Annotated in this window: 8 protein-coding genes; 3 read left to right on the top strand and 5 right to left on the bottom strand. The window is 63.6% G+C overall.

The features are described from left to right. Positions 1 to 557 precede the first annotated feature (557 nt). The 3 genes from maiA to metF all read right to left on the bottom strand — a co-directional run bounded on the left by maiA (position 558) and on the right by metF (position 6,117). Positions 558 to 1,223, bottom strand: coding sequence for a maleylacetoacetate isomerase (gene maiA, locus JQ641_RS31530; protein WP_211999847.1), 666 nt, complete (start codon positions 1,221 to 1,223; stop codon positions 558 to 560). A 123-nt stretch (positions 1,224 to 1,346) separates the two neighbouring features. Continuing rightward, positions 1,347 to 5,201 carry a methionine synthase gene (gene metH, locus JQ641_RS31525; RefSeq protein WP_211999841.1) on the bottom strand — a complete coding sequence of 1,285 codons (3,855 nt, stop codon included), beginning with the start codon at positions 5,199 to 5,201 and terminating at the stop codon, positions 1,347 to 1,349. A 4-nt stretch (positions 5,202 to 5,205) separates the two neighbouring features. Continuing rightward, positions 5,206 to 6,117, bottom strand: a complete 912-nt coding sequence (metF, locus tag JQ641_RS31520; protein WP_211999825.1) for a methylenetetrahydrofolate reductase [NAD(P)H] — start codon at positions 6,115 to 6,117, stop codon at positions 5,206 to 5,208. Between the two features lie 393 nt (positions 6,118 to 6,510). On the opposite strand from metF, the gene JQ641_RS31515 reads away from it, so the two are divergent. Then, a complete protein-coding gene (locus JQ641_RS31515; protein WP_211999823.1) occupies positions 6,511 to 7,530 on the top strand; it encodes an LLM class flavin-dependent oxidoreductase in 1,020 nt (339 codons plus the stop codon). A gap of 39 nt (positions 7,531 to 7,569) precedes the next feature. Here the strand turns inward: JQ641_RS31515 and JQ641_RS31510 are convergent, their stop codons facing one another. Both JQ641_RS31510 and JQ641_RS31505 read right to left on the bottom strand, forming a co-directional pair. Continuing rightward, positions 7,570 to 8,430 (bottom strand): prephenate dehydratase, encoded by an 861-nt coding sequence (locus tag JQ641_RS31510; RefSeq protein WP_192737130.1) that lies wholly within the window; start codon positions 8,428 to 8,430, stop codon positions 7,570 to 7,572. Positions 8,431 to 8,461: 31 nt separating this feature from the next. Then, entirely contained in the window at positions 8,462 to 9,202 is a 741-nt protein-coding gene (locus tag JQ641_RS31505; protein WP_211999821.1) for a 3-deoxy-manno-octulosonate cytidylyltransferase, read from the bottom strand. A gap of 210 nt (positions 9,203 to 9,412) precedes the next feature. Between JQ641_RS31505 and JQ641_RS31500 the strand changes: the two genes are divergently transcribed. Together JQ641_RS31500 and JQ641_RS31495 are read left to right on the top strand one after the other, a co-directional pair. Next, the gene (locus JQ641_RS31500) at positions 9,413 to 9,961 is read left to right on the top strand and encodes a c-type cytochrome (RefSeq protein ID WP_211999815.1); all 549 of its coding nucleotides are present in this window, start codon (positions 9,413 to 9,415) and stop codon (positions 9,959 to 9,961) included. 283 nt (positions 9,962 to 10,244) lie between these two features. Further along, positions 10,245 to 12,146: an extracellular solute-binding protein gene (locus JQ641_RS31495; RefSeq protein ID WP_249150875.1), complete on the top strand. Its 1,902-nt coding sequence runs from the start codon at positions 10,245 to 10,247 to the stop codon at positions 12,144 to 12,146. Positions 12,147 to 12,162: the final 16 nt, after the last annotated feature.

Here is a 12,162-nt window from a genome sequence, read left to right as displayed (position 1 = left end):
TGCGGTGGACGCTTGCTCACGTCTGACGACGGCGTGGATTAAGCGTATGGCAAAACCGTGTGGTCCTGGCGCCCGTTGCCGGCGTCAAACTGTCGGAGAAGCGTGAGCGGAAACGACAGCGACGGAGTCAACCCAGAACTCGTCTCCGGGGAGATCACGGCATAAGCCGTAAAGCCATTGCGCAGGGAAGGCCGGATGCTCTCCGCTGCCCTGTATGCTCGTGTGCAGCATTTGTTGTGCTAACCGCACACGAGACCGCGGGTGCAGCGCGCACCCGGTCTTCCCTGCGCCCTCTCATTGGAGGGCAAGGAAGTTTCTGGCAAAGCTCGGGCGCAATGCGTCGCGAGAATGCGAAGGTGCGTTCAGTGCAGCAACAACAATGCTGTCGTCCCGGCCTTGAGCTCAGATGCGCAATTGCGCATCGGGGGACCCATACGCCGCGGCCCATCGATTAGAGCGTTGGCGTTAGAGACCTTCTGCAAACAACAGCCGCCGCGGCGTATGGGTCCCGGCGTTCGCCGGGACGACGAGTGGTGGTGATGAGACAGTGTGCCCGCTCACCCCTTCTTCTTCCGCATCGCTTCCGGTGTATCGGGCTGCATCGACGGATGCGCGCTTGCGAATTCCGGCAGCGCCATCGCGGTCTCGAAGATGCGCTTCACGGCCGGATAGGGCGCGAGATCGATCTGCTGATTGACCGCGGCGGTGACGTGGGTGACCAGGCAGATGTCGGCCATGCCGGGCGCATCGCCGTGGCAGAAGCGCCCCGTGTCCTTGTGGTCGGCAAGATGGCCTTCCAGCGCCGCCAGCGTCTCGACCGTCCAGTGTCGCCGCCATGCGGCCTGCTGGGTGTCGCGCAAATTCAGTTCGTGATCGAGATAGCGCCGCACCCGCGGCGTGAGCAGCGGATGGCCTTCGCAGGCGACCATTTGCGCGAGCCCGCGCACCCGGGCACGGCCGCGCGGATCGGAGGGCAGCAGCGGCGGGGCGGGGTGGGTCTCCTCGAGATATTCGAGGATCGCGAGCGACTGGAACAGCACGGTGCCGTCATCCAGCACCAGCGACGGCAGCGCCATCTGCGGATTGACGCGGCGATAGTCTTCGCCGCGCTGTGCGTTGGCGTCGAGATCGATGAACACGACTTCCGCCGGCAGGTTTTTCAGATTGAGCGCGATGCGAACGCGAAAGCTCGCCAGCGATCGCCAGAAGGAAAAGAATTTCATGGGGCCTCGGCACACTCTGTCATGCCCGGACTTGATCCGGGCATCCATCACCTTCGAAAGAGTCTCCAGAAGATGGATCACCGGGTCAAGCCCGGTGATGACAGCGGTATGTGCCGGGAAGCCTTACGCCCCGACCGCCTTCTTGCGATACGCCAGATGCACCGCGCAGGTGCAGCCGGGCGGATGCGAGGCGACATCGTTCGCCGGGACCGCCGCGATCAGCGCAGGCGCCGGTGCCGCCGGTTGATCCTGCGACGGGATATAATTCAGCACCGGCGCCAGCCAGCGCTCGGTCTCGGCGACGCTCATGCCCTTGCGCGCAGCGTAGTCCTCGACCTGGTCGCGCTCGATCTTGCCGACGCCGAAATAGAAACTCTCGGCATGGCTGAAATAGAGCCCGGACACCGACGAACCCGGCCACATCGCATAACTCTCGGTGAGCTTCACGCCTGCCGTGTTCTCGGCGTCCAGCAGCCGGAACAGCGTCGCCTTCTCGGTATGATCGGGCTGCGCGGGATAACCGGGCGCGGGACGGATGCCGGCATATTGTTCGAGGATCAGCTGATCCGGCGCCAGCGCCTCGTCCGGCGCGTAGCCCCAGAATTCCCGGCGGACGCGCGCGTGCATCCGTTCGGCAAAGGCTTCGGCGAGACGATCGGCCAACGCCTTGCACAGGATCGAGGAGTAGTCGTCATTGGCGTTCTTGAAGCGGTCGGCAACGACGTCCTCGCCGATCCCCGCGGTGACCACGAAGGCGCCGATATAGTCGGGCACGCCGGAAGCAACTGGCGCGATGAAATCCGACAGCGCCGAATTGAAGCGGCCTTCGCGCTTCTCCAGCTGCTGGCGCAGCGTGTGGAAGGTCGCGATCTCGGTCTTGCGGGCATCGTCCGCGTACACCTTGATGTCGTCGCCGACAGCGTTGGCCGGCCAGAAGCCGATGGTGGCGCGCGCCGTGAACCATTTCTCCTTGATGATCAGGTCCAGCATCTTGCGCGCATCGTCATAGAGCGAGCGGGCCACTTCGCCGATCTTGGGATCGTCGAGAATGGCCGGGAACCGCCCGGTCAACTCCCAGGTCTGGAAGAACGGCGTCCAGTCGATGTATTCGGCCAGCTCCGCCAGATCGTAGGCGTCGAAACTCTTGATGCCGAAGAATGCGGGCTTCGTCGGCGGCGTCTTGGCGAAATCGATAGTCATCGCGTTGGCGCGCGCATCGGCCAGCTTCAGCCGCTTCTTGTCGGCCTGGGCGCGGAAATGCGCCGCGGAGATTTTCGCGTATTCGGTCCTGATGTCGGCGGCATAGGCCTCGCGGCGGTCCGGCGACAGCAGCGAGGAGGCCACGCCGACAGCGCGGCTGGCGTCGTTGACATGCACCACCGGGCCGCCCTTGTAGTTCGGGTCGATCTTGACGGCGGTGTGGACGCGGCTGGTGGTGGCGCCGCCGATCAGCAGCGGCATGTTCATGCCCTGCCGCTGCATCTCGCCGGCGAGAAAACTCATCTCGTCCAGCGACGGCGTGATCAGGCCGGACAGCCCGATGATGTCGGCGCCCTCGGCCTTGGCGGTCTCGATGATCTTGGCGGCCGGCACCATGACGCCGAGGTCGATCACCTCGAAATTGTTACATTGCAGCACGATGCCGACGATGTTCTTGCCGATGTCGTGGACGTCCCCCTTGACGGTCGCGAGCACGATCTTGCCGGCGGCGTTGCGGCCGCCGTTGCTGGTGACGCCATTGGCGAGGTTGCGGGCCTTCTCTTCTTCCATGAACGGCATCAGATAGGCCACCGCCTGCTTCATCACGCGGGCGGACTTCACCACCTGCGGCAGGAACATCTTGCCGTCGCCGAAGAGGTCGCCGACGATGTTCATGCCGTCCATCAGCGGGCCTTCGATCACGTTGAGCGGCCGCTCGACGGTCAGCCGCACCGCTTCGGTATCGGCCTCGATATATTCGGTAATGCCGTGCACCAGCGCGTGGGAAAGCCGCTTCTCGACCGGCCATTCGCGCCAGGCCAGATCCTGCTCCTTGGTCTGCTTCTCCTTGCCGCGGAATTTCTCCGCCAGCGCCAGCAGTTTTTCGGACGAACCAGGATCGCGGTTGAGGATGACGTCTTCGCAGACCTGGCGCAGCTCGGGGTCGATGTCGTCATAGACGATCATCTGCCCGGCATTGACGATGCCCATGTCCATGCCGGCCTTGATGGCGTGATACAGGAACACCGAATGCATTGCTTCGCGCACCGGCTCGTTGCCGCGGAACGAGAACGACAGGTTCGACACGCCGCCGGAAATATGGGCATGCGGCAGGTTCTGGCGGATCCAGCGCGTCGCCTCGATGAAGTCGACGCCGTAATTATTGTGTTCTTCCAGCCCGGTTGCGATCGCAAAAATGTTCGGGTCGAAGATGATGTCTTCGGGCGGAAAGCCGAGCTGGTCGACCAGGATGTCATAGGCGCGTTTGCAGATCTCGGTCTTGCGCGCGAAAGTGTCTGCCTGTCCGACCTCGTCGAACGCCATCACGACCACGGCGGCGCCATGGCGCTGCGCGATGCGGGCCTCGTGGATGAATTTCTCCACGCCCTCCTTCATCGAGATCGAGTTCACCACCGGCTTGCCCTGAACGCATTTCAGGCCGGCTTCGATCACGCTGAATTTCGAGGAGTCCACCATGACGGGGACGCGGGCGATATCGGGCTCGGCGGCGACGAGGTTGAGGAACGTCACCATCGCGGCTTCGGAATCCAGCAAGCCCTCGTCCATGTTGACGTCGATGATCTGGGCGCCGTTCTCGACCTGGTCGCGCGCGACCTGCAAGGCCGCGGTGTAATCGCCGGCGGTGATCAGTTTGCGGAATTTCGCCGAGCCCGTGACGTTGGTGCGCTCGCCGACGTTCACAAACGGGATCGCGGGTGTGAGCTCGAACGGCTCCAGGCCGGAGAGCCGCAAGCGCGGCTCGATCACTGGAATGATGCGGGGTTTGTGCGGGGCGACGGCCGCCGCAATCGCCCCGATGTGGGCGGGCGTAGTGCCGCAGCAGCCGCCGACAATGTTGACGAGACCCGCGGCTGCGAACTCGCCGATCAGGCCCGCCATGAACTCCGGGCTCTCGTCATACTGGCCGAATTCATTGGGCAGGCCGGCGTTGGGATAGGCGCACACCAGCGTGTCCGCGACGCGGCCGATGTCGGCGATGTGGGCGCGCAGATCCTCGGCGCCGAGCGCGCAGTTGAAGCCGATCGTGGCCGGCTTGGCATGCTTGACCGAATTCCAGAACGCTTCCGGCAATTGCCCGGAGAGGAGGCGGCCGGATTTGTCGGTGATGGTGCCCGAGATCATCACGGGCACGTCGATATTACGTTCTTCGCAGATTTCGGCGATGGCGTAGAGCGCCGCCTTGGCGTTCAGCGTGTCAAAAATGGTTTCGACCAGCAGCAGGTCGGCGCCGCCGTCCAGAAGACCGTTGATCTGTTCGCCATAGGACTTGCGCAGATCGTCGAAGGTGACGGCGCGGTAGCCGGGGTTGGAAACGTCAGGCGAGATCGAGGCGGTGCGGTTGGTCGGGCCCAAGGCGCCCGCGACGAAACGCGGCTTGCCGTCCTCGGCGGTGACGCGCTCGGCGGCGTTGCGGCAGAGCCGCGCGCCATCGCGGTTGAGTTCGTAGGCGAGATCCGACATGTCGTAGTCGGCCTGCGCGATCGAGGTCGAGGAGAAGGTGTTGGTCGCGACGATGTCGGCGCCGGCGCGCAGATAATCGGCGTGGATGTCCTCGATCGCCTGCGGCTGCGTCAGGATCAAGAGATCGTTGTTGCCGCGGACGTCACGGTGGAAATCCTTGAAACGCTCGCCGCGGAACGCCGCCTCGTCATATTGCAGGCCCTGGATCATGGTGCCCATGGCGCCATCGAGCACCAGGATGCGTTCGCGGGCAGCCGCGAGCAGGGCGGTTCGCTTCGGGGACACAGGTACGGTCATCGGATCAGGCAGCTTTCTGTGCGCCATTGGGACGGATGCCCAGCAAATGGCTGATCGCGAACACGAGGTCCGCGCGGTTCATGGTGTAGAAGTGAAAGGTGTCGACGCCCTGTTTTGCCAATTTCTGCACCTGGCCCGCCGCGACAGTTGCGGCCACGAGCTTTCGCGTCTCGGCGTCGTCGTCGAGCCCTTCGAACTTGTCGGCGAGCCAGGACGGCACGGTGGTGCCGGCGCGGGTCACGAAGCTGCGGGCCTGCTTGAAATTGTGCATCGGCATGATGCCGGGCACGATCGGAATGTTGATGCCGCGGGCGCGGACGCGGTCGAGGTAGCGCAGATAAAGGTCGTTATCGAAGAACACCTGGGTGATGGCGCGCGCCGCACCGGCGTCGACCTTGGCCTGCAGCGTGTCGATGTCAGCGTCGAGGTTCGGGCTCTCCGGATGCTTCTCCGGATAGGCCGAGACCGAGATTTCAAAATCGGGATAACGCTTCTTGATGCCGGCGATCAGGTCGGGCGAACTTTGATAGCCGTCGGGATGCGCGTTGTAGGCAGTGCCGATGCCGGTGGTGGGGTCGCCGCGCAGCGCCACGATGTGGCGGACGCCGATCTCGTGATAGCGCGCGACCACGTCGTCGATCTCGCCCTTCGGCGCGCCGACGCAGGTCAGATGCGCGGCCGGCGTCAAGCTGGTCTCTTTCAGGATGCGGGCGATGGTCGAATGGGTGCGCTCCCGCGTGGATCCGCCGGCGCCATAGGTCACCGACACGAAATTGGGGGCAAGCGGCGCCAGCCGGTTGATGGTTTCCCAGAGCGAGCGCTCCATCTCCTCGGTCTTCGGCGGGAAGAACTCAAAGGAGATTTTTGGCGATTGCAGCGCGCGGTGAATGGACGCGGCGGACGTAACTTCGGTCATGGCACTCACAGGCTCCACAGGCGGACGGGCATCAGGCCTAGCGGCCATCAGCTAAAATAGGCCAAACGAGGCCGTCTCAATAGCCCATCAGGGATGGGAACTTGCCCACTAAATACATGAATAGTGAAATTTTAGCCCGTAATAATAGATTGGTGGGCCGAATGCTCCTTCGGCCCAATAGAACAAAAGTTGTATATAATACAGCTAGTTGATCCGTTTTCGGTTCCTGGCAAGTCTTCAGGAGGTCGGTGGGCTATGTCGATATCGAACCAGTATATGGCGTCACGTCCCACGCAGCGAGCGTCGAGTCCTGATCTCCGTCCCCGGAAGCGCGGGCCTGATCTGCGCAGGCCGGGCCTTTGTCGCTTCCACCGGCCGCACTAGTCTAGCGCGATGATCCCGCTTTCAGTCCTCGACCTCTCCGTCGTCACCACCGGCACCAAACCCGCCGCGGCCTTGCGCAACAGCATCGATCTGGCGCGCCATGTCGATGGGCTTGGCTATGTCAGGTACTGGCTCGCCGAGCATCACAACCTCGCCTCGGTCGCGAGCCCCGCGCCCGATCTGATGATCGGACAGATCGCGGCGGTGACGAAAAACATCCGCGTCGGCTCCGGCGGCGTGATGCTGCCCAATCACGCGCCGCTGGTGGTGGCCGAACGCTTCAAGATGCTGGAGGCGCTGTTCCCAGGCCGCATCGATCTCGGTCTCGGCCGCGCGCCGGGCACCGACGGCGCCACGGCTTACGCGTTGCGCAGCCGGCTCGACAAGCGCGAGGGCGACGATTTCCTGGAACGGCTGCAGGAGCTCATTCTGTGGGAGACGCGCGATTTTCCGGCCGGGCACCCCTACAACAATGTGGTGGCGATGCCGGACGATTCGCCGCTGCCGCCGATCTGGCTGCTTGGCTCCAGCGACTACAGTTCCGAACTCGCCGCCCAGGTCGGCATGGGCTTCGCGTTCGCGCATCACTTCGCCTCCTATGACGCGATCGCGGCGATGACGCATTACCGCGCGCGCTTCAAGCCGTCGGGCTGGCGCCCGGCGCCGCACGGCATTTTGGCGATCGCAGCCGTTGCCGCCGAAACCGACGCGGAGGCCGAAAAGCTGGCGTCCTCGATGGATCTCAATCGCCTGCGCCGCGACCGCGGCCAGTATCTGCCCTTGCCTGATGTCGAGGAGGCGCTGGCCTATCCCTATTCGGACGCCGAGCGGGCCTCGATCACCCGCAACCGCTCGCGGCTGTTCGTCGGCAGCCCGGCAACGCTGATGGCCAAGCTGCAGCCGATGATCACGGCAAGCCAGCCGGACGAACTGATGATCATCACGGCGGTCTACGACCACGACGCGCGCAAGAAGTCGTATAGTTTGCTGGCGGATGCGTTCGGGCTAGGCAAAAAAGCCGCGGCGTAACGCCTGTCGTCCCGGCGTTCGCCGGGAAGACAACTGAGATTAATCCACCATCTCGCTGAACGTGGCGCGGAACGGCTGCGCCGGGTAGACGCCGACGATGCGGAATTCGCGCGAGAAGAATTTCAGCTCCTCCAGCGCGAACGCCAGGCCCCGGTCCTCGGGATGGCCGTCGACATCGGCGTAGAATTGCGTGGCGGAGAATTCGCCGTCGACCATGTAGCTTTCCAGCTTGGTCATGTTGACGCCGTTGGTGGCGAAGCCGCCGAGCGCCTTGTAGAGCGCAGCGGGAAGGTTGCGCACCCGGAAAACAAAAGTCGTGACCAGCGGCCCCGATCCCTGTTCGGCCCATTTGGCCTCGCGCGCCAGCACCACGAAGCGGGTGGTGTTGTGGGCCTCGTCCTCGACGTCCTCGGCGAGAATGTCGAGACCATAGATATTGGCGGCGAGGCGTGACGCAATCGAGGCGCAATGCTTGTCGCCGCGTTCGGCGACGATGCGCGCGCTTCCGGCGGTGTCGCCCGAAACGACCGGCTTGATGCCGAGCTTGCGGATGATGCGGCGGCACTGGCCGAGCGCGTGGACGTGGCTCTCGACGGTCTTGATGTCGGCGAGCTTGGCGCCGCGCGGCGCCATCAGCTGGTGGTGGATCGGCAGGAACCATTCGCCGACGATGAACAGCCCGGAATGCGGCAGCAGATGGTGGATGTCGGCGACGCGGCCGGCGACCGAATTCTCGATCGGGATCATCCCCAGATCCGCTTCGCCAGAGGAGATCGCGGCCAGCGCGTCCTCGAAGGTCGGGCACGGCAAGGGCTCGGCGTCCGGATAGGCCTCGACGATAGCGATATGGGAGTTGGCACCAGGTTCGCCCTGGAACGCGATTTTCAGCTTGCTTGTCATGTCGTCTTTCTGGGGGCCTTGTATCAGCCGTTCAGGTTTTGGCCAGGATCTGGCGGGCAGTTTCGAGGTCGGCCGGGGTATCGACGCCCCGAGGGACCGTGTCCACGATCATGACGTCGATCCGCATGCCGGCTTCCAACGCGCGGAGCTGCTCGAGTTTCTCCTGCTGCTCGAGCGGCGAGGGCGGCAGCCCGACGAAACGCTCCAGCGCGGCGCGGCGGTAGGCGTAGAGGCCGATATGATGGTAGCGCGGCCCGACGCCTGTGGGCGCCGTGGCCCGCGTAAAATAGAGCGCCCGCAACCGCCGCGGGCCGATCGGTGAGCCGACCGCCTTGACCACACTCGGCGCGAGGTCCTCTTCCTCGGTATGGATTTGGGCCGCCAGGGTCGCGATATCGACCGCCGGATCGGCCATGGGCGGCAGCACGTCGCGGATATTCTCTGGCGAAATGGTCGGAAAATCGCCCTGCAGATTGACGATGATCTCGGCTTTCCCATCGGGATCGAGCGCCTTCATCGCCTCGTAAATCCGATCCGAGCCCGAGGGGTGTTCGGGGCGGGTCATGACCGCCTCGCCGCCATGGGCCGTCACCGCGGCGGCGATTTCCGCCGTGTCGGTGGCGACCGCGACCCGGCCGATGTTGGCGGCTTCCGCCCGCCGCAGCACATGGACGATCATCGGCACCCCGCCGATGTCCAAGAGCGGCTTGCCGGGCAGCCTTGTGGCGGCCATGCGGGCGGGAATCAGCACCAGGTTGCGGGTTTCGGTCATCGGGCGCGAGGTCACGTTCTAGCGAAAACAGGCCGGAAATAATGGGGATTGGCGGAAAGTCGGGGCGTTTATACGGGTTGCCAGAGCCCGGGCAAACCGATATCTCAACCCTGCTGAGGGTGCGGCGCGAAAGCCTGATTCCTGAGGCTAAACCGCGGCCGTTCTGCCGGCCTTTAAGTCGATCCTTTAAGGCCTGGAGCCTGATCCGCTATGGACTCCTTCGAACTCAACAAGATTATCGGCGCCGTTCTCGCCACCTGCCTTCTCGTCCTGGTGACGAGCTTTGCCGCCAACGCGATTTTCGCGCCCCATATGCCGGAAAAGCCGGGCTTCGAGATTGCTGTGAAGGAAGTGGCGAAAGGCGGGGCCACGGAAGCCGCGGCGCCGTCCGAGCCGATCGAAAAATTGCTGCAGACCGCCTCGGTTGAAAAGGGTCTCGGCGCCGCCAAGAAGTGCGCGGCCTGCCACACCTTCGAAAAGGGCGGCCCCAACCGGGTCGGTCCGAACCTGTTCAGTGTCATCAACGAGAAGAAGGGCGAGGGGCGCGGCGGTTTCAATTTCTCTGCTGCGATGAAGGGCAAGGGCGGCACCTGGACCTTTGACGACCTCAACAAGTTCCTCGCCAATCCGAAGGGCTTTATTCCGGGCACCGCGATGGGCTTTGCCGGTATCACCAAGGACAGCGAGCGCGCCGACGTGATCGCTTATCTGGCCACGCTGGCGGACAAGCCGGTGCCGCTGCCGACGGCGGCGAAATAACATTTCGACAGTCCTGCACGGACTTCGGCGACACGACGGCCAGGCATTGCCTGGCCGTTTGCGTATCGCGGATACGCAGTTTGCGTATCCTGGATCGCGTTGTTGTTATCGGGACCTTTCGCCGCACCGGCGCGTTGCGTTGGCTGATAACATGAGGAAAAAGCAACGTAATTTGTCGAACCCTTGCCTTATATTGGGTCCTCACTGGAGCATGATCCGGAAAAGCGGGCGCCGGTTTTCCGATTAGGATCATGCCCTCGGCCCGCAGCACAGGAATTCCGCATTGGCGATCACCCGACGACATCTCCTGCAAGGCGGCGCGGTCGCCGCGATGGCTCCGGCGCTGGGGCTCAACACAGGTCTTTCCGCGATTGGGACCGCGCATGCGCAATCCGCGCCGGACGGACTGAAATGGCGCCACGGCGTCTCCACCTTTGGCGACATCAAATACCCCGCCGGCTTCAAGCGCTTCGACTACGTCAATCCGGATGCGCCGAAGGGTGGCGTCGCGCGCCTGTTCGAGCTCGGCACCTATGACAGCTTCAACATTGTGGTTGCCGGGGTGAAGGGGTCGTTCCCCGCCGGCGTCTCGCGCATCTATGAATCGCTGATGGACTCGGCCTCGGACGAGCCGGACAGCTATTACGGTACGGTGGCGGAACTCGTCACGTATCCCGACGATTTTTCCTACGTGATCTATCGCCTGCGTCCGATCGCGCGGTGGCATGACGGCAAGCCGATAACCCCGGAAGACGTGATCTTTTCGTTCGATGTGTTCAAGAAGAACAGTCCACGGGCGAGCTTCTACTACCAGCATATTGTCAAGGCCGAGAAGGTCGGCGACCACGACGTCAAGTTCACCTTCGACAGCCCTGGCAACCGCGAGCTTCCGCTCATCACCGGCCAGCTCAACGTGCTGCCGAAGCATTGGTGGGAAGGCACCGACGCGCAGGGCCGCAAGCGCGACGTGACGGCGACGACGCTGGAGCCGCCGCTGGGGTCGGGTCCATACCGCATCAAGGATTTCGTCGCCGGGCGGACGCTGGTGCTGGAGCGCGTCAAGGAGCACTGGGGCAAGGACCTGCCGTCGAGCGTCGGCCAGCACAATTTCGATGAACTCCGCTACGAATTCTTCCGCGACGACGTCGTCGGCCGCCAGGCTTTTCGGGCCGACCAGTTCGACTGGTACGCCGAGCGCAGCGCCAAGGAATGGTCGGTGGCGTACGATTTCCCGGCGGTGCACGACAAGCGGGTGATCAAGGAGAAATTCCCGGTGCTGAGTTCGGGACGGATGCAGGGCTGGGCCTTCAACCTGCGCCGGCCGCTGTTCAAGGATGTCCGGTTGCGCCGCGCCTTCAACGCTGCGTTCGATTTCGAGGAGATGAACCGGGTGCTGTCGACCGGCGAATATCATCGCGACAGCAGCTATTTCGATGGCATCCCCGATTTCATGGCCACCGGACTTCCCGAGGGCCTCGAACTGCAAATGCTGGAGCCGCTGCGCGACAAGGTGCCTGCCGAGGTTTTCACGACGCCCTACAAGGATCCCGTCAACGGCAGCCCCGAAAATGTGCGCAACAATTTGCGCGAGGCGACGCGGTGGTTGAAGGAGGCCGGCTTCGAGGTCCGCGACCGCAAGCTGGTCGATCCTGCCGGACAGCCTGTCACCGTCGAGATTCTATCTCCCGACGAAGGCAATGAGCGAATAGCGCTGTTCTACAAGCCGTCGCTGGAGCGGCTCGGCGTCACCGTGAACATTCGCCGGGTCGACGATGTGCAGTTCCAGAACCGCACCCGGGATTTCGACTTCGACATGACGACCGTGGTCTGGCCGCAATCGCTGTCGCCCGGCAACGAGCAGCGCGAATGGTTTGGCTCGCAAGCAGCCGACAAGCCCGGCTCGCGCAATATGGGCGGGATCAAGAACCCCGCGGTGGACGCGCTGATCGAGCGCATCATCTTTGCCAAGGACCGCAAGGAACAGATCGCGGCCTGCAAGGCGATGGACCGGGTGCTGCTCTGGAATTTCTATTGCGTGACGCAATTCAACTACGGCTTCCAGCGCTATGCGCGCTGGGATCGCTTCAGCCGTCCCGACCCGTTGCCCAAATACGGCGTTTCCGCTTTCCCGGACGTGTGGTGGTATGACGCCGAAAAGGCAGCCAAGATCGGAAAGCGCAGTTGAAGGAAAAGTGCAAGGA

The organism is Bradyrhizobium sp. JYMT SZCCT0180, assembly GCF_018130165.1.
GTDB lineage: Bacteria > Pseudomonadota > Alphaproteobacteria > Rhizobiales > Xanthobacteraceae > Bradyrhizobium.
This window is presented reverse-complemented; position numbering and strand designations above follow the sequence as displayed.